Origin of the sequence: Phocaeicola sp. RTP21359st1_B8_RTP21360_211022 (genome assembly GCF_040911965.1) — a bacterium.
Lineage (GTDB): Bacteria > Bacteroidota > Bacteroidia > Bacteroidales > Bacteroidaceae > Phocaeicola > Phocaeicola vulgatus.
This window is the reverse complement of the sequence record NZ_JBDFXP010000014.1, coordinates 96,344-114,884: the sequence shown is the minus strand read 5'-3', so window position 1 is coordinate 114,884 and position 18,541 is coordinate 96,344. Positions and strand designations below refer to the sequence as shown.

At 46.7% G+C, this 18,541-nt stretch carries 21 protein-coding genes; 15 read left to right on the top strand and 6 right to left on the bottom strand.

Going from position 1 to position 18,541, the window contains the following annotated elements:
- Nucleotides 1–163 precede the first annotated feature (163 nt).
- Complete coding sequence (locus AB5062_RS09525) at nt 164–736, bottom strand: hypothetical protein (protein WP_008640399.1); 573 nt, start codon at nt 734–736, stop codon at nt 164–166.
- Between the two features lie 12 nt (nt 737–748).
- On the bottom strand, nt 749–970 hold the full coding sequence (locus AB5062_RS09520; RefSeq protein ID WP_005777269.1) for a hypothetical protein: 222 nt from the start codon (nt 968–970) through the stop codon (nt 749–751).
- Between the two features lie 472 nt (nt 971–1,442).
- On the opposite strand from AB5062_RS09520, the gene AB5062_RS09515 reads away from it, so the two are divergent.
- Nucleotides 1,443–1,643, top strand: coding sequence for a hypothetical protein (locus AB5062_RS09515; protein ID WP_008640400.1), 201 nt, complete (start codon nt 1,443–1,445; stop codon nt 1,641–1,643).
- 179 nt (nt 1,644–1,822) lie between these two features.
- Nucleotides 1,823–2,308 carry a dihydrofolate reductase family protein gene (locus AB5062_RS09510; RefSeq protein WP_004308674.1) on the top strand — a complete coding sequence of 162 codons (486 nt, stop codon included), beginning with the start codon at nt 1,823–1,825 and terminating at the stop codon, nt 2,306–2,308.
- A 340-nt stretch (nt 2,309–2,648) separates the two neighbouring features.
- Here AB5062_RS09510 and AB5062_RS09505 read toward each other — a convergent pair whose 3' ends face one another.
- The 3 genes from AB5062_RS09505 to AB5062_RS09495 form a co-directional block, all read right to left on the bottom strand.
- Complete coding sequence (locus tag AB5062_RS09505) at nt 2,649–3,152, bottom strand: SLOG family protein (RefSeq protein WP_009040999.1); 504 nt, start codon at nt 3,150–3,152, stop codon at nt 2,649–2,651.
- A gap of 1 nt (nt 3,153) precedes the next feature.
- Complete coding sequence (locus AB5062_RS09500) at nt 3,154–3,720, bottom strand: ribonucleotide-diphosphate reductase subunit alpha (protein WP_008640403.1); 567 nt, start codon at nt 3,718–3,720, stop codon at nt 3,154–3,156.
- A 460-nt stretch (nt 3,721–4,180) separates the two neighbouring features.
- Nucleotides 4,181–4,411 carry a hypothetical protein gene (locus AB5062_RS09495; RefSeq protein ID WP_008776190.1) on the bottom strand — a complete coding sequence of 77 codons (231 nt, stop codon included), beginning with the start codon at nt 4,409–4,411 and terminating at the stop codon, nt 4,181–4,183.
- A 305-nt stretch (nt 4,412–4,716) separates the two neighbouring features.
- On the opposite strand from AB5062_RS09495, the gene AB5062_RS09490 reads away from it, so the two are divergent.
- A complete protein-coding gene (locus AB5062_RS09490) occupies nt 4,717–5,553 on the top strand; it encodes a phosphoribosyltransferase family protein (protein ID WP_004308677.1) in 837 nt (278 codons plus the stop codon).
- Nucleotides 5,554–5,585: 32 nt separating this feature from the next.
- Here the strand turns inward: AB5062_RS09490 and AB5062_RS09485 are convergent, their stop codons facing one another.
- Nucleotides 5,586–6,245: a M23 family metallopeptidase gene (locus AB5062_RS09485; protein WP_004323419.1), complete on the bottom strand. Its 660-nt coding sequence runs from the start codon at nt 6,243–6,245 to the stop codon at nt 5,586–5,588.
- A gap of 221 nt (nt 6,246–6,466) precedes the next feature.
- On the opposite strand from AB5062_RS09485, the gene AB5062_RS09480 reads away from it, so the two are divergent.
- Genes AB5062_RS09480 through AB5062_RS09425 form a run of 12 tightly spaced genes read left to right on the top strand, consistent with a single transcriptional unit; the run spans nt 6,467 to nt 18,534 of the window.
- On the top strand, nt 6,467–7,225 hold the full coding sequence (locus AB5062_RS09480) for a DUF4099 domain-containing protein (protein WP_009040997.1): 759 nt from the start codon (nt 6,467–6,469) through the stop codon (nt 7,223–7,225).
- A gap of 20 nt (nt 7,226–7,245) precedes the next feature.
- Complete coding sequence (locus tag AB5062_RS09475; protein ID WP_005836766.1) at nt 7,246–7,470, top strand: hypothetical protein; 225 nt, start codon at nt 7,246–7,248, stop codon at nt 7,468–7,470.
- A gap of 25 nt (nt 7,471–7,495) precedes the next feature.
- Nucleotides 7,496–9,064: a hypothetical protein gene (locus AB5062_RS09470; RefSeq protein ID WP_009040996.1), complete on the top strand. Its 1,569-nt coding sequence runs from the start codon at nt 7,496–7,498 to the stop codon at nt 9,062–9,064.
- A gap of 4 nt (nt 9,065–9,068) precedes the next feature.
- The gene (locus tag AB5062_RS09465) at nt 9,069–10,760 is read left to right on the top strand and encodes a toprim domain-containing protein (protein WP_009040995.1); all 1,692 of its coding nucleotides are present in this window, start codon (nt 9,069–9,071) and stop codon (nt 10,758–10,760) included.
- 12 nt (nt 10,761–10,772) lie between these two features.
- A complete protein-coding gene (locus AB5062_RS09460; RefSeq protein WP_004313632.1) occupies nt 10,773–11,258 on the top strand; it encodes a PH domain-containing protein in 486 nt (161 codons plus the stop codon).
- Nucleotides 11,239–11,934 (top strand): hypothetical protein, encoded by a 696-nt coding sequence (locus tag AB5062_RS09455; RefSeq protein ID WP_009040994.1) that lies wholly within the window; start codon nt 11,239–11,241, stop codon nt 11,932–11,934. The genes AB5062_RS09460 and AB5062_RS09455 overlap by 20 nt, the downstream gene beginning before the upstream one ends.
- Before the next feature lie 12 nt (nt 11,935–11,946).
- Nucleotides 11,947–12,633 carry a hypothetical protein gene (locus tag AB5062_RS09450; RefSeq protein WP_009040993.1) on the top strand — a complete coding sequence of 229 codons (687 nt, stop codon included), beginning with the start codon at nt 11,947–11,949 and terminating at the stop codon, nt 12,631–12,633.
- A 12-nt stretch (nt 12,634–12,645) separates the two neighbouring features.
- Nucleotides 12,646–13,290 (top strand): hypothetical protein, encoded by a 645-nt coding sequence (locus tag AB5062_RS09445; RefSeq protein WP_009040992.1) that lies wholly within the window; start codon nt 12,646–12,648, stop codon nt 13,288–13,290.
- Between the two features lie 32 nt (nt 13,291–13,322).
- Nucleotides 13,323–14,153, top strand: coding sequence for a M23 family metallopeptidase (locus AB5062_RS09440; RefSeq protein ID WP_009040991.1), 831 nt, complete (start codon nt 13,323–13,325; stop codon nt 14,151–14,153).
- 23 nt (nt 14,154–14,176) lie between these two features.
- Nucleotides 14,177–14,458 carry a hypothetical protein gene (locus tag AB5062_RS09435; RefSeq protein WP_009017568.1) on the top strand — a complete coding sequence of 94 codons (282 nt, stop codon included), beginning with the start codon at nt 14,177–14,179 and terminating at the stop codon, nt 14,456–14,458.
- Between the two features lie 14 nt (nt 14,459–14,472).
- Nucleotides 14,473–16,263 carry a hypothetical protein gene (locus AB5062_RS09430; RefSeq protein ID WP_009040990.1) on the top strand — a complete coding sequence of 597 codons (1,791 nt, stop codon included), beginning with the start codon at nt 14,473–14,475 and terminating at the stop codon, nt 16,261–16,263.
- A gap of 21 nt (nt 16,264–16,284) precedes the next feature.
- The gene (locus tag AB5062_RS09425) at nt 16,285–18,534 is read left to right on the top strand and encodes a zincin-like metallopeptidase domain-containing protein (RefSeq protein WP_009040989.1); all 2,250 of its coding nucleotides are present in this window, start codon (nt 16,285–16,287) and stop codon (nt 18,532–18,534) included.
- The last annotated feature ends 7 nt before the right edge of the window (nt 18,535–18,541 follow it).

The following is an 18,541-nucleotide window of genomic DNA, read 5'->3' as shown; positions in this document are numbered from 1 at the left end:
CGCAGCTTAAAAAAATGAGTCGATTTTTATAGTCAATGAAAAAAAAGAAGGCGCATCGTGTATTACGACACACCTTCATTTAGTAGGTCAAATGCTGATGCCGTCCTTTAAAACGACTGGAGTTATCGTTGTAAGTGATAACTTCTTCAGACATCATTAATCTCTACTTTCCAATCTTATACATATTATCACGGGAGTCAAATCGCACACCGCAAAAAATGTAGTCAGGTGTACGCACTGCCCTTGCTGTGTATATATCCTTGCAGTTGCATTCTTCAAGGTATCCTGCCAAACTATCCACCATAATAGCGCAACTTAACTCCGCTGTTTGATGCTTGAACCGCCTGCCGTTTATTTCGACTAACACATAAGGGACAAAAAAATCAAACGGGCTATTGCTTTCGGGGGATAAGATACCGATGTCTATCAGTCTGACAGGATTTAACTTTTCGTCCTTTGCCTTGTCGTTGTCCTTTTCAATTTGTTCACGTAGCAAGCGGAGATAGCAATCTTTCTTCGCTTCAAAAGTATGTATCGACTTAATCCACTCACGAATCCGTTTCTTAAAGTATGCCATACTATTGGAAACAAAGAGCGTTATCCGTCCGTCTATGACAAAACCGTAATCGGTCATACCACTCCATTTACCCATACATTTATGGCGTACAGGTTCCCATGTCTTGCCTCCTACAAGGGCAACAAATTCATCTACTGCTGCTTTCTCTTTCCTTTTCATTGTATATAGTTTTTAAAATTCAGGAATAGTTGCTTTCTCAATCAAAACGTTGTCGGCATAATACTCAATCGCCCCCGTCGTAACACCAATATCCTGACAAACTGTTCTGAGATAGTTTTGATAGTCGTTTCCAGAAAAGTTCTTACCACATAAGTTTTTGAAAATCATCGGAATGGATATATCGTCTGTACTCGATAGTATCACTTTGCCATTCTGCCTAATCTCTGTTTTCATAATGTTATTTTTTTTATTGTTACTATTTCCCTTTTTTCGGCCTGTTTGCGACCTTTGGGATTTATTTTTCTGCCTCCAAAAGGTGGCGGAAACAATCTGACAAGGCTGATGCGGAAAAATACGCTCGACAGACGGAGAGGAAGATTTTTACGACTCACTCGCAGCGGAACGCCGGCATTGGCAAGATTGGAGCAGCCTATTACCTTTGCGGGAAAATAAGTCCACGAGAGGTCGCACGGCAGCAGCAAAACGATAATAAATGACAATCAAATAGAAAGGGATGAATAAAACTGTAAAACAGGGGTGTTAAAACAGGGTAACGGACAACCGGAACGAATTGCCCGTACTATATCGGAGGAAGGTGAACTATAAAGGGAGGTGGAATCGGATGGATTGGCCCATCTCTTGATAATTGCAGAATGACGACTGCATTAAATCATAGGGAATGAGTAAGTCTTTTTGATAAGACAGAATGCAGTTCGGAACAGGCAATCTGAAAAACAATGGTTTTTGTTTGCTTGTCCGCCAATCTTTCGTTATCTTTGTCAAAATGAAGACAGCAGACGGTACTTTCAGGTACGGTCATTGTCGTGACATGGAAGATTCATACTCGGCTTGGAAACAGGCGGAGATTGATATACATATTATACGTTCACTGAACGTCTTGGAATAGAAAACTAACACTTATCAAAAAGACAAGATGTATAGCAAAATATTCATACTGTATGTTTATACAGCAAGGGTTTGCTTATCTGCCTTTTAGGTATGGCAGTACCTCTATTCCGGAATAGTGTGGGTTCATGCTGTTCTTTAGGGTGCAAGGTGGACATAATTCTTAAAAACACATTGAATATGAAACAGATTTCCTTGCACGTGTACCAGTCCATCGACGGTTGTCCAGCTCCTTCGGACAAGCATTTTGATGCGGCTGTGGATGCCTCCAGTTGTGTGCTGATTGACGAAGAAACTTACCTGCGTATTTATATGAACCATTTGGGTTGGCCGATTACGGCGAAAGAGACTTTGGTTGTGACGAACGGCGGCATCGACCTGACGGAGAATGAACGAGTGAAGTTCATCCAAGGAGATGCAGTGGCAGAACTGAGACAGATGAAGGAAGACGGCGACGGTATGGTGGTGGCTTACGGTGAGGAAATCGGGGCTTTACTCTTGGATAACGGGCTGGCGGACGAAATCACAGTGACAACCGTTCCGGTACTAATCGGCGGCGGCGAAAAGGCATTGGAATGCGGATTGAATGACGGCAGAGCTTGGATTGTGCGGTCAAATAAGGTGCTGGTGGACGGAAAAATGAGGACGGTGTACGGGAAGGTCTAATATGACAAATAGATATTATAGCAAAAGTGCAGCAACCAATTGCTGCACTTTTATTATAAAAGACGTGCCCTAAACATGCTAAATAGGCGAAAAGTAAGGCAAGTATATTACTTTTTAAGCCGAATACTAAAAAAGGTAGAGAAAGATATAAGGAGGATGGAGCCTCCGAAGATATAAAAATACAGCACACCAACTAAACCGGTACATAGGTAAAGCCGGGCAATACATCAGAACTAATAGCGTACTTTGCCATATCACGCTATGGCTGACAAAACAGCCTTTACATGAATGGCAAAGGAGTTAACGCTACGGCTCGGAATATGCGAAAACAAGATGGCTGTTATACGATTGAGCTGCCATAGAGATTTAGAACTTTTAGTCCATTCGCTGTAGCCTTACGATAAGTATAAAACGTACCACCCTTGGGGTTTCCGTCATACCAGGCAATAAGAGACGAACTGTGAAAAACCATATAGTCGTTGCGTCGAAGCAAACAGCCATGGTAGTAGTGTTCGCTCAGGATGATAACATCATCCGAGTTACAGAGAATAGTATCATACCGGGCTTTCATCGCATCGTTCCACCGCTCGGATTGTCCGCGATACGGTACTACGGCAATAACTTGCAGACTTGACAATTCGGACTGCAACGCAAGAGCAACTTCTGCCGCCAGCATATCAAACCCCATGGCACAACCACAGTAAAAATGACGATAACCTCCAGAGTATGCCTTGGTTATCGCTACCTTTAATTGCAGCTTCAGTTGCTTCCTGTATAGGAATGGAATATTGCGGTGTCCACTGAAGCAAACGGACACTGCCTTATCATACTTTGTCTGGGTCATATTATTTCACTTTGTAATGGGTTCTTGCGAGGAATATACCTCCGAGTACATTAGCACCAAGGCTTTCAAGCTGATTGGCATAGGTAGCATAACTCAGCCCTTTGGTTATCACATCATCAAAGACTACCACAGACCTGCCGTTGAAAAAAGCCGAATCAAACTCAATGACGTTTACCTTACGGACTTCTTTCTCTGCCTTACGGTTTTCGTGAATGGTTAGCCTCTCACCACCCACTGATACATGGTCATAACCATTGATAGCTCCCGTCAGTTCGCATACTCTTTGGCAGAATGCTTTGTAACGTATCTCGTTCTTCTTATCGGTGGATGCCGGTACGGGAGAAAATACAATGTTGGTACATGATGTTCCATAACGTCCGGTCATGTTGGCTGCCGTGCGTTGAGCAACCTCTTCGTATGCCCGTCCATCCTTGAAATCAAAGACTAACTTGCGGTCTGCTATCTCACGCTCACTCACATTGCGTATGCGTGCAGGAAAATACTTACAGAACCATGCCTGTGGCTTGTCCAACTGTTTTTGAAGTTCTATGTCTATCGTCTTTGCCATAACTCTGATAATTTTTCTTTTTCCCTCTTTTTGAAGGCTGTTCAGCCTGCTGAGGGATATTTTCTGCCATCAACTGCCGCCCAAGAATACCGATAAGACAAAACGGGGACAAGAAATACGCTCTGACGTGTCAGAGGAAGATTTTTCGTTCCAGCGATAGTGGCGATTTGATGTTTGGTAAAAGGCGGCTTACTTTGCGGAAAATATGACTACGGCAGAGCTAACCGACAAACAGAATATGCTTTCTTACTACAGGCGGTTGTCATATAGACATGTAGAATAGGTGCAAGATTTATAAAAGGAATGGGTGGGCAGTGGAGCGTCTGTGGCTTGCCGGTCCAAACTTCCCGATGAAGTGACCGTACAACTTAGTCTCAAATCTGGCGAAGCGTAAGCCTTGGCAGTTTGTGACCGAGGTGTACGGTCTTTTCATGTTTGGCTTCCGTAAAGAGTCTTTCACTCACCCCATAGCAGCTCTGCTGCCATAAGGTGAGTGAATGTCTCTTGCGGACAAGTCCTGTGACGCTCCGCTGATGGTGTGGGGCGAAGCTATAAAAACAAACAGACGGCATTGCCGGTTACAAAAGAACAGATAGCAGAGGTCGCTGCAAGGACAACAGGTTGGCTTGATTGACACTTGTGGCAAATGTGCCATCGTCCTTGCTTTATCCCAAAGACTGGTACACAGCATATAGCAGACTTGTATGCCATTTGCCGTGTACCGGTCAGGGCGAACATCTTCTATAAAAGTTGAGCATGTACAATTAAAAGAGGAAATTGTATGGGTAAGACTTTATGATATAAAAGTGATATGGCTTATAAATTATCGGTGCTATTTTAGATTAGTGCCACGATTTTGCTAACTTTGCAAGTGAGTGAAAACGAATTTGATATAAGTAATGAAGCCATAACCCCCATATCCGATTATGTCGAAATACACCGTAATGTTGTAAATTACCAGATTGAAACGGGCCGCTTCATTCAAATAAAAATACGATGAATGCAAGACTATTGTTCATACTCCTGCTTTTCACAATTGGGGCATTGTGGTATATTATCGGCTACTGGCGACGAAAAGCAGGAGAAGCGGCATTCGCCGCCGCACGGTTGACCGAAAAGAGCGAGGAACGTGAACGTTACTGCCGTCTGGCGGTAATGGCCGGTCATCGGGAAGCCTGCCGTATGTTCTGTCTCTTGCATCCCGAACGGTTTGATGGCCATTCTCCCCATAAGCCGTTCAAGTTACGAGGCATCCGAATCTCCTTTTACGGATATTACTATCCGTCACGATACAATGCGCTGCTCAATGATGAACAGAGGGCTTTCTGCCATTCCATCTACCAGTTCAAACAAGGAGATATACACGGAATCGAGTTCTTTAAAACGTGTATGAATGCCTTGCAACTGAAAAAGAGACCTTACCATATAATGTTCATGCCGTGTAGCAACTGGATAAAATACGGTCAACGGTTCAAACGGCTCGACTGGTACATCGGAAAGCACCGACAGGATTTAACTTCAGGACTGTACGACGTTGATATTTGCGATGCACGAGAAAGCCTGCATGAGGCCAAAGGTGGAGAGAAGCGTATCCTCGAACGAAACTACCTCATTACCGGAAAAATCAAAGGGAAAGAGATTATCATCATAGATGATGTGCTGACAACCGGGCAAAGCGTGGTGGATTACAAGGAAGAGATAGAACGGTGCGGTGGCAAAGTAGTGGCGGCTATCTTCTATGGCAAGACGCTCTCCATGCCTTCGATGCTCCTTGTACAAATACACGTCTGGGGCAACCATATTGCCCATATTATTGAACGGATGACAAAGTAACCGGAACGTTTTCAGCCCTTTTCACTTCTCTTTTACAAACCTGCCAATGCTGATATACACTCCTGCCGGATGGATTGGATATAATCGAGTATAAGCGAGGGGCTGATACTCCTGCCATTGAGTTTGCAGGTGATATGCAGGTGTTCGCCGGTGCTGCGTCCTGTGGAGCCGGTAATGCCAACCACATCACGAGGATGAACTATTGCCCCTTTGACGATAAGAATTTTAGAGAGATGACAATAACTGACGGTGTACCTACCATGCCGCAAGGTTACATACTTGCCGGAAGTCTTGTCCTGTCCGACCTTCACGACCACACCCTCCATCATGGCCATCACCTTGTCGCCACGTGCGCGCAAGTCCAGTCCGCCATGAAATTTACTCTTTCCCGTAAACGGGTCCTTACGGTAGCCATAAGGCGAAGTGACCTTGATATAACGTAACGGGTAACTTACACTCAAGTAACGATCCATCCACTTTTTCTTATCCATATCTGCGGATACCGGGATACCTGTTGAAACTTCCTGTACGGAAATCTCGCTTTCGGATGCCGGTTCCGCTTGGTCTAACCCCATATCCAATACCTCCATCTTGTAGCGTGTTGGGGTAACGGCAACGGTATTGAATTGTGCTTTGGCTGGCGTGATACATAATGAGACACCCGTCATCATCAATAATAAAATCTTTCTCATGGCAGCAAAGTTAGCACGCTCTTCTTATGGTCTGTCCATTGCCGACTGTTTTCTCTCCAAATATAACTATTTAATCAATTTTGAATATGATTATTTGCGAAAAATCATATTCAAAACATTAAAAATATCACTTTATAATCACTTATAAAGAAATGTTTTAGTCATCAGATAAGAAATCGCTCTATATTTGCTGAGTATAATTTTATAACATCGTTCAGAATATGAAAAAAGAACAATTTGAGTTCAACGAACTGCCTTATCCGACATTGGCCCGCTTTGGGCTTACCCAAGAAATGATTGAAGATTTGCCCCTGTGTATCCTGAAAGAAATCGGGAAAGGCGGCTACTCGCCGGTACTGCCCATGCGTGTCACTAACGAGAATGGCGAAGTAATCGAGAGTCGCAGTCGGTTTGCCTTTATCCGTATGGATAGCGGCGAGGTGGATGTGGTCTTTTATCCCACACTGAAGTCGTCACCACTGGAATGCTACAACGAGGAGCAGCAAAAACAGTTGCTTGACGGCAAATCCATCATTGCAGACGTGGCTATGGCGGACGGACGACGCAGTAAAGCTTTCGTGCAAATCGACGAGGAGACAAAACAGGTGATGTATGTTCCGACACCCATCATCGCCCGTAACCTGAAAGTGCTGGCAGAGGTAATGCACTTAGGTACAGTAGAAGTAAACGGAATGCAGCATGGTGAGCCTCTGACGGTGGCAGTGGATGGCGAACCTGTCACGGTAGGCATCGACCTTCACAACAAGACAGGCATCCGTTTCTGCGCAGGTGACGCGCAGAAATGGAAAGAGCAACCCAAGCGTGAATGGGATAAGTACACCTTCGGTTGCTACGGTTGCTGGGTGATGGATGATGACGGCATTCTCGACTACGTTCCAGAGGAGGAATACACCGAAGAACTGTGGAACGAACAGAAGAAAAGCGGTGAGCGTAACCGAATGGCAGGTATTCACAAATAAAACCTATTTAATATAAGCGTATGGCACAACAGAAATATTATCCCGAAGAGATTCTCGTCGAGAAGATGCAGAGCGGCGAATACGGCTGGCTCGATTACATCAACCATTTTTCTGCCGAGTGGCAGGAGGAGTACGCCCATTACTGTGAGGAAAAAGGACTCACGGTCTGCGAAGATTCTGCCGCCGGGTTTGTCCGTTTCAAAGACGAACAATTGGAAGCGGCTATGAAATACGGCAACGCATAACAAGTAACCATCATAACATCAGACTATGACGATACGAACAAACACTAATCCTCGGCAGATGGACTTGCAACCCGAAATGCGCAATCTACTGATGCGTAACGGACTTCAAGCCCATGTCGCATTTGACGGAGGCGGCTACCGGCTGATTGTGCAAGGGCATGATTCACCGTTATTGGTCTATCCTATAACAGAACGACAGATGTTGGCTCTGACGGACTGGGGAACGAATACGGCCAACAAGAAAGCCTACAACATACTCACGAGTATCATAGGAAAAGACTTCTATATGCCGAAAAATTTCGTCCATGCCCGCAATGCCAACGGTCGCGTGGCGATGGGGCTACATGGCTACCGCATCGGTATCGGTGAGTACGGACACATGGGGCGACTGGGTATGCCCCCTCCATTCCTTGGTTGGACACCACGCGAACAGTGGGGTTTCCACCTACGCAGAGTTGGTGGGCAGCTTTTCTTTCCGGGGCCATCCATCGTACCCGAACGCCCAGACGGGCGCATGAAGCCCGGCGAACTGCAATCGGGTGGCTACGGCTTTTACTACAAAGGCGGTCAACAGGAGCAACCCATTGTACAGCAAGATGTATTGAAGAACTTGCAGGAGGTCATTACACCGCTTGTCAGCCGTCCGCGCAGCAAGGAACCGGCACAAGCATACAAGGAGTTGATTGCTTCACCAGTCTATTTTTCCAACGAGAAATGGTCGGAGTGCCTTACTTCGCACGGTCTTATCGTGGATATGGAACGGAGGACACTGACCGTACAATCGGAAAGTGTCAATGCCGATATGGTCTATGACCTGACGGAAGAAGAAGTGAAAAAACTGGCTACCGCATCCATCGAGGAACAACCTGTGGAGAAACGGCTGGATCTGCTGAACGGCATTATCGGAGCGGACTTTGCCGATAAAGTAACGATGGAACAGCTCAACAGCGAACAACACATCAGTATCGGCCTGCATCCCGAAGTGCGGCATGAACTGGAAGAACGGCAGCGGCAGGAACAAGAATTATTCATGCAGCAAGAAACTCCGATGCGGCAGGAATACATACAGGGCAGTATCGGTGCAGCCGTGGACGGGCGTGACCTGCAACTACTCAACGAAAGCAAAGGCTGGTATCGTGAGGAGAAACATGGCCGGGAAGTAGAGGTCAGTGACATTGCCGTGCAACCGGCACAGACGGAGGGTAAATACAAGATGTCCGCTGTTATTGACGGACAGGTCATCAGCCACGAAATCAGCCAGAAAGACTACGACAAGTTTCTTGCTGTGGATGATTACCACCGGATGAAACTTTTTTCGAAGATTTTCAACGAGGTGGATATGAAGACACGTCCTGAAGCGAACAAGGGGCTTGGCGTGAAGATATTCGCTGCCCTTACCGCCGGTGCGGTGGTGGCATCGGAAGTCGCACATGGCTTCCATCACCACTACTCTCCGGAGTTCTATGGCGAACGTTTCAGCGGACCGCCACATCCATACTTCAAGCCCGGCGTAGATACACCGAGAGATGTGGCCATCCGTAATTTCGAGGCACAGATGAATCAAGATATTAATGAAATGAGAAGAGGGAGGTAAACCTATGAGAGACGGAGACCTTACATACGATGACTTTCTGCAACGACTAAACATCCAGGACGTATTGATTGATGCAGGGTATCACCTGAACCGTCGTGACGGTCTGCGCTATCCCTCGTATGTTCGTTTGGACAGCGACGGCAGACGTATCCGTGGTGACAAATTTATTGTGACACAACAAGGAAAATGCTGTTTCCACGCACAACAACAGAAAGTTTATAACATCATTTCCTTCATCAAGGAGCATCCGCACTTTTTCACGGAGTACCATGCGGGTATGTCTCCGGACAGACTGGTGAATCTTGTCTGTAACAGATTACTGAACATTCCTGTCACTGAACGGAAAACCCGAATAGTGAACCCTAAACGAGATGTAAAGCCATTTGACATAGCGGATTACGACATTCATAAGTTCAATCCGCAGAATCGGGAAACGCAGAAAAAATTTTATCCTTATTTTAAAAGCCGAGGTATCGACCTTTATACACAATATGCCTTCCATCGGCATTTTTATCTGGCTACGAAACATCGGGAGGACGGTGCGACCTACACGAACCTGTCCTTTCCACTAACCCTGCCCAAAGGCGACGGAGCGATTGTGGGACTTGAAGAACGAGGACGTGCCCGTATGGACGGGAGCGGCAGCTACAAAGGCAAAGCCGCAGGGAGCAATTCAAGCGAGGGACTGTGGATTGCCAGCCCTGCCCGCACTTCTCTCACCTCCGCCAAACATATCTATTGGTTCGAAAGTGCTTATGATGCGATGGCATATTACCAACTTCATCAGGCACAGAACAAGGATCTGCGAAAGGCGGTATTCATCTCTACCGGAGGGGCACCGAGCCAGCAGCAATTCAAAGGAGCGATAAAAGCAACTCCCCATGCCTCACATCATCTTTGCTTCGATCATGACCGTGCCGGACAAGTCTATGCTATCCACTTTGCTCTCACTCATGCAGGCTGGAACTTCTCCACCTGTCTGTCACAAACCGGCAGACTGATTGTACAGAACAACAGCGAAGACTATTCACAGTATGAAATAGAACTTGAACCATTCAATTTTGAAAAGATTACAGCCATTCTGGGTATAAATGATGCAAAACAAAATTTGAAGAATGGGGAGCGTGACGACATGGGAATTGGTGACGGCTATCTACAGGAAATGAAAATGGTTTGTATGGATGAGTACGAAATGGCTCGTGACGAAGGTTCTGCCAGTGAGGAAGAATTAGAGAAAATGAGAAGCAATCTGGAAGCCATCGAAAAAGCGATTGATGCTTCCATTTCCGGTCCGGAAGCTACAGGATGCATCTTGTATGAATCTGCCGCAGAGGGTTATAAGGATTGGAACGACCAGCTACTCGGCAAACGGATAAAACCAGAGAAGGACAACCTTGACGATTGGGAGATCAGCGGTAAAGCCACGCTGAATCATGCCTTGTCCGATTTGCCCGAAGTCAATCCGGAACATATCCGAAACGGATTATACGACGAAGCAGACCATGAGGCTGTGCGAAAGCGTCTTGAACGTGCGGACAGAGTAATATTCTCCTTTGAAACCAATGACCAAGGAATGTCAGATAAGGGTTTTCAGGAAATGTACAAGATACGGGAAGAACTTGCCCGGTTGGAAGTGGATATAACCAATTCTCTTTCCGGAATGAGAGAAGACTTTCATTCCCGTTTTCACCGATAATCCATAAAACCTATGCAGAGAACTTGTCACAAAACCATTGTCATCCATCCACATACCGGGCAATTTGTCATCAACGAGCTGCCCACTCTCGTGCTGTGCGGCACTGTATGGGTGTACGGAGGCATGGAAGGGCTGCCATTGACAGCTATTGCCACAGTAATTGCCTTGATACTCTCGTTACTGTTACTCTACCGTTATCTCTACCTGCGGCGAATCCGTTATTGCATCGGCACGGAACAACTTGTCAGTGAATACGGTATTATCCGTCGCAAAGTGGATTATATGGAGCTATATCGTATCGTGGATTTTCAAGAGCACCAAAGCCTGCTGCAACAATTTTGTGGGCTGAAAACCGTACGTATCCTTTCAATGGACAGAAACACGCCCCGTCTTGACCTGATCGGTATCTTCCATAGGGACGACCTCGTGTCAATTATCCGTGAACGGGTAGAAACTAACAAACGAAAAAAGGGAATATATGAAATCACGAATCATTAGTCTGGGGCTGGTTGTCTCGCTGGTATGCCTGCTTCCACAGGTGGCAGAAGCCCAAATTGCGGCTTCCAATCCGTTGGAATGGACTGCATTGGCCGAAGGTAACGAACTGATAAACGGGCAGATTGAAAAACAAATAAAGGGACAGACACAAACAGCCTTGCTCCAAAACAGCATCGCTACCGAGTTCAACCAAATCCACAAGTGGGAGAAGCAGTACAACAGTTACCTCAAGACAGCAAGCGGTTACGCTTCATCACTGAAAGCCTGTACGCATCTCTACAATGACGGTGTGCGGATTTTCCTCACGCTGGGGAAATTAGGCAAGGCCATCCAAAACAATCCGCAGGGCATTGTGGCCAGTATGAACATGAACAACCTCTATATAGAAACAGCAACGGAACTTGTCTCTGTTTTTACATTGCTGAATGACGCTGTGGCCAAAGGTAGCAACGAAAACATGCTTACGGGGGCAGAACGCAGCAAGACGCTATGGGCGTTGAACGACCAACTATCGGATTTTAGCCGGAAGTTGCATCTGCTCTATTTGAGCATACGGTACTATACTTTCAATGATGTGTGGAACAACGTAACGGCAGGAATGCTTGACCGTGACAACGGTGAGGCAGCTCGTATGGCTCTGTCCCATTGGCACAGGGCGGCAGTTCTCGTCCGATAAAATATATCAGTTATGAAATGGACAATTTGGATAAGTATATTACTGCTGTGTCTTATCGGTATCGGTGAGGTACAAGCGCAGAATGACCCTGTACTGGCCGGAATGATTGCAGTATATACCGAAAAGGCAGAGAAGGAGCTGAAGAATCAGGAAAAGGTCATGCTGATGCAGACCACCGGACATATTTGGACAAAAGAAGAAGTGCAGGCGACAACAGACCTGCAACGAGAGTTTAATAACTATCTAAACTCTTTCCGGTCAATAGTCTGCTATGCGGCGCAAACTTATGGGTTCTATTATGAGGTATCGAGGCTGACAGACAATATGGGCGACTTCACCAAACAATTGAAGCGAAGTCCAGCCAATACGCTTGCCGTAGCCCTATCCACACAGCGCAACAAGATTTATAGGGAACTGATGATGAACAGTGTAGAAATTGTGAACGATATACGCACAGCGTGCCTTTCGGAGAACAAGATGACGGAAAAAGAGCGTATGGAAATTGTCTTTGGCATCCGTCCAAAGCTCAAAACAATGAACACAAAGCTGCAACGACTGACCAAAGCGGTAAAGTACACGACAATGGGCGACATTTGGCGGGAAATCGACGAGGGTGCACATCCCGAAGCCGATAAACGTAGTATCGTGGACGCAGCCAAGCGACGTTGGCGACAGATTGGAAAGAATGTAAGACCTTAAAAATGTAATGATATGGGAATTTGGGATTCAATATTAAAATATGGCGGCAAAGCAGCAAAAGCTACCGGAAGAAGTATGGGACATGCTGCACTGCATCCTTCACAAACCTTACGGGGCACAGGACAAGCCGTCAAGACCGCAGCCATCGGCGGTGCAGTCGGTTATGTGGGTTGGGAGAAACTAACCACAGATAAGAGCGTGGTACATATCGTAAGCGATGCGGTCATAGGGAAATCGGCTACGGATACCCTTGCAGATGCAGCGGACGGTGTGCGAGAACTGACAAGCAAAGCCGGAGAAGCAGTCGGTTCCGTCAGCGGTACGGTAGCCGGCATAGACTCAAAACTGGGTGGAGTATCGAATTTTCTACGGCAAGTCTCCAATGGCGGAGTTTCCGATATGTTCGGTAACTTTTTCCGTAATCTCGGACAGGGTAACGTGTCGGGATTGAGTATAGCGGGACTGGTCGCAGCAGCATTTCTTATATTCGGACGCTTCGGCTGGCTGGGCAAGATTGCCGGTGCATTTCTCGGCATGATGCTTATCGGCAACAATGCCGGTATTTTCCGCACACCTGATACGAGAAGCATACAACGAATACAGACACCCGCTCTTCCCGTTGAAGAACAGACGAATAACGGAGGGATGAAAAGATAAGAATAAGAATACGAATCAAATATAATCACATAATGAAATATACAGAAGAAATGATCCTGCAATCCGAAAGTGGATACTGTATGCCTTTTGAAGAACGGAAGGGCAAGGATGTGAAACTATCGCTCGGCTACGGCGAACAAACCGATCCGGCAACGGGCAAAACATATTTTCATCATGGCATCGACTTCGATGTACGGTGTTACACGCTGGCGGCTGTTGCCAGCGGTATTGTGTCAGGTATAGGCAATGACCCTACACTCGGCATCTGCCAAACTATACGCTATGGGGAGTATGAAGTGACCTATGGGCATTTGTCAAATGTCTTCGCCCAGTTCGGACAGCGTGTCAAGGCCGGACAGACTGTAGCTTTAAGCGGTGACAAGCTGCATATCGGGATACGCTTCAAGGGTGAGGAACTGAATCCGCTGGAATTTCTAACCATGCTGTATGGGAATATCCAAGCATTGTGTCATGCTGATGGAGGCGAAGCGGCAACATCTCCCAACATGGAGATGGCACTGACCACCGATTACGAGCAGGACAGACAGGAAATAGAGGAATTGATGCTACGTTTCCTGCCCTACTACATGGAAGACTTACAGCGTGGTGCATACCGACTTCCTCCACATACGGAGCAGTCACTCCGCCATGTCTTTACAATGGGAGCAGTCAAAGAATACTTCTATGAAAATATGCCAAGTATATCCAACCCACTCGGACTGGGACATAAAGCAATGCCGCTTGCTTGTAAGGTGCAGAACCTACTCATTGCGGACTTCCTGCATTACCTTGCCCTACGGCATGGCGTGTACTTATCGACGATGGGCGATGATGTAAAAAAAAACTCTACGACGAAGCCCTGACCCATAGTGGTATCATTGACCCACTGGCAGAATTAGACATAGACATCCAGAGCTTTGACATACCGAGAGCAGTCACGGTATATCCTGACCGGGCCGGTGTGCGCTGGTGGACGAAAGCATGGTTCAATAACCGGGAAGAGGGCGAAGCATCGGTGGAGATTGAGCGAGAACAAGCGATACGCTTCATTCACGACAACATCGAGAAGGATGTATGGCTGGAAGAGTTTTATCCCAAACAGATGGAAATTTACCACAACGCCATCGAGCAGACAAAAGAGCAATTATTAATGAATAGAATAGGATAAACATATAATACACTATGGACGGAATCAAGCATAGCGGACGATTTGCAGAAATGGAACGCCTCGTGAACGACTATTTCAACTGCCATATCGCACCCATCATGTCAAAAACGCGGACTGACCTCATACGGAATCAGGGAGAGGAAATGAAAGAATATTCTACCTCTTTAGGTGGTATTCTCAGTATGATGGCATCTTCGGCACAACCAATGAGCGACCCCTATCAAGCACTCAAGGTCACAGGCGAATGGAACTCCAAAACAACAGAGGACTATATCGAGATGTGCAAGACGGAGATTACCGGTTCCGAGGAAATGCAGCAAGACCTTGCGTATATGGCCGGGCAGTGGCGGGATACCGTCGTGCAGGAAATCGGAAGGGCACGTTACAATGAGTTGTCAGAACAGCTCGGTTGTGACCTCGCCTATGCCTATATGGACCACCGGATAGAGGAACTGATGATTGACCGGTTGGTGAAAGAACGTATGCCCAAGTCTTCCGCTGACTACATTATCCGAAAGGCTGCCGAATCGAGTCTGCTGGGATTATCGCAGACGTTAAGCCGTTCACCGCTGACCGATGAAATAGAGGCACGAGGCGAAGCAGCTTACCGCCCGAACAGATGGGAAAAAGGTACGGGATGGATGTTGGGCACAGCCGCAGATACCCTGATGATGGGTGGTATTGGTTCATGGACGGCACTGGCAAAGTTTACCGGTGCAGATGTGGCTATTGCAGCCATCACCAATCATTTTGAAGGCAAGAAGCCTGATACCCTTTCAGTAGAACAGTGCATCAGTAAAGGAGTGTTCGGCAGAGACAGAAACGTATTCGACGATTTTCGCAAAGAGGCAGCCCAAATACAAATCAAAGAGAACACGGCGATTGGTACAGACAACAAGCAACTGAAAAAGAAAATCCCTGTCATGGACTTTGGCTTCATGGAATGGACACAAAACCAGAATAGCGGTTTATTGTGGCCGAATGTACAGAGCAAGGAAGAACAGAAACATGAGGAACGGTACAAGGGTGTGCCGATTGTTGTTGCTCCCGGACAGGAAGAAGCCTACTTGCAGTCTTTGGAACAACGTGACAAAGCGAAAATGGTCAGGACAGAACAGGATGAAATTATGAAAGAAGAGAAGCATGAAACTGTTGTTCCTGCCAATGATGTGGAACAACATGTACAAACGATACAAAGTGCGCAAGTAGCACAGGGAAACGGAAACGGTTGGGGCGGACTGCTTGGTATGCTGGGACTGGATGGCATAGGTAATATCACAGGCAATCTCGGTTATGTAATGGCCATGCTCCCTGATGTTCTACTGGGAATATTCACAGGCAAGACAGAATCATTGCATTTGGGAGACAATATGTTACCGATAGCGAGCATTGTGGCGGGTATGTTTGTGCGTAACCCGTTGCTGAAAATGCTCCTGATAGGCCTGGGAGGTATGAACTTGTTGAATAAGGCAGGACACGAAGCCTTGAAAGAACGAACAGAGGGAAAACTGAACGTAACAAATGAGAACAATGTGCAGTACCGATGCTATACAAATGAAACTCTGAACCCACGTATAGTAAACCCTGTATTGCAAGATAGTACGTTGATTGCCACGATAGACCGAGTACCGTGTACCATCCAGTTGTCACCGATTGTAGCAGAAGCCTACCGTACCGGGGCATTGCCTTTGAACACGCTGGCAAATGCTGTCCTTGCCAAGAACGACCAGCTTCGCCAGGCTGCCGCACGGAATTATGAGGACGGAAAACTGGAAACCATCGTGCGCCCACGGGGTATTCAATAATCCTATAATCAAATAAACGATATGAAAGAAAAATCGCAAATCGAAAAGAAAGCCGAGGAAAAACAAATCACCTTGCTTTCTACGGCTTTGAGTGAAGCCTCGAATGCCGGTGGACACTGGCTCAACGCATCAGGAAAGGGATACCCGCGCCTCTATCCAAAGGGTGTTTCTGTCAGCGCATTCAATGCACTATTCATGACGCTGCATTCTGATAAAAATGGATGCAAAACCAACCAGTTCACGCTATTCAGCGATGCCAAGGCACAAGGAGCCTCGGTGCGTGAGAATGAGCAAGGCGTTCCATTTTTGTTTTATAATTGGAACAAGTACGTTCACCGCAATAATCCAGAACAGGTTATCAGTCGTGATGACTACATGAAACTGTATGAAGAGGAACAAAAATTATATAAAGGTGTACATAACCGTGAAATTCGCACCTTGTTCAACATTGACCAGACGACACTGCCCTACGTGGATAAGGAGCGATACGAAACGACGTTGCGGCGGTATGGAAGTGCAGTGGAAAGAGGATATACGGAAGCTGACAACCGACGGTTGCATATTCAATTCAACGACTTCCTACTGAGGATGCGAGACAACCTTGTGCCTGTTCGTTTGGATGGAAGCGGTGTACCCCACTACGAAACAGATAAGGATGCGGTCTATATGCCGCGACAAAGAGAGTTCAGACATTATCACGACTATATACAGGAAGCCTTGCGGCAAATCGTGAGTGCTACCGGACACCAACAACGGTTAGCGCGTGAAGGTATGGTGATGAAGAACGGTGTGGCTCCTTCGGAGGATGCTGTCAGACAGGAACGGTTGGTAGTGGAACTGGCTTCAGGGATTAAAATGTTGGAACTGGGGTTGCCAGCACGGTTGTCTGAAGAAAGTCTGAAGACAGTGGAATACTGGTGCCGGGAGCTGAAAGAGAACCCGAACTTGATGGACGCTCTCGAAAGTGACGTAAACAATGCCATCGAAGTAATCAATAAAGCGGAACGGGGCGAGAAAATCGAATACGCCACCATGCGCAACCGGCGGGACACTTCAACCATGCAGGAGCAAATGCCCAAACATTATTTTGTGTCGAACGAGATTCGGCAGCATCCGGATAAAGAAACGAAAAAAATTGTGCTTGTTATTGACCCACAGGCAAAAACCGCAGATGTAATTCTTCCAGCAGGGGCTTCTACAGAGGTAGATAACGAGATACCGGGAATGAACAAGGGACGTATCATGCGAGCGTTGCAGAAAGATGGAATCGAGCAGGTACGCTTCTACAATACGGATGGTGCATTAGGTTATCGACCCGATGACAGTTATTTTGCCGAGAAGATGATTATGCTGGCCCGGCTGAAGAATTGGGCAATGGAGAAGCTCTCCACACTGGACGTGGCGTCAGCGGTCAAACAGGCGAATGAGATCGGATTTGACCACGTAGAGATGATTCAAGATGATAAGAAACGATGGGCACTTTATATCAAACCCGAAAATAAGAGCGGATATAGCATCTATCCTGATAAAGAAGATATAAACCGCTTCTTTTCAACACTCAAGCAAGCAATGGATAACATCGGTAAGGTTCGGATGGAACTGGCGCACAAGTATTATGCGCTGGCCGAGGTCAAACCTGACCTGAAGGTGGATTTGTTCAGCAGCGAAATGCCGGAAATAGACTTGAACCGTATTCAGCGTGTTTCGGTTTTCAAAACCAAACAAGACGGCATACAATGCGTCGCAACTATTGATGGGCAGAAACAGCCTGCCCGAAGTGTCACTCCGCAACAGTGGCAGCGGATGTGGATAGCGGAAGAGCGTGACAGCTACAAACGTCATTTGGCAGCTACCTTATTCGCAGACGTACTACAAAAAGGACAATCGCAGGAGGCACACACCGGAGAGAAACAACAGAAAGAAGCAGAGTTGTGGCCGATAGAAACGGTAGCGCAGGAACGGACGGAATCAGACAACAAGGGTATTTCACAGGAACGGCAGTTGTGGGACAAACTTAAAGCGAATCATCCCGATGCCTTGCAACTGCTTCGCACGAAAGATGGTTATCGGCTCTATAACGAAGATGCGGTACAGGGTGCAAAGATATTGGGCATAACCCTAAAAGAGTATCCGGAAGGGGACATTACGGCTTCAACGGAATTTTCAACGGAGCAGCTCGACAACTATCTGTCTAAGCTCGTCCGTGCCGGGGCACGGGTTGCTATAAGTGACATGGAGGAACAAGAAACACACAGAGGTTTTCATAGATAAGGAGTAA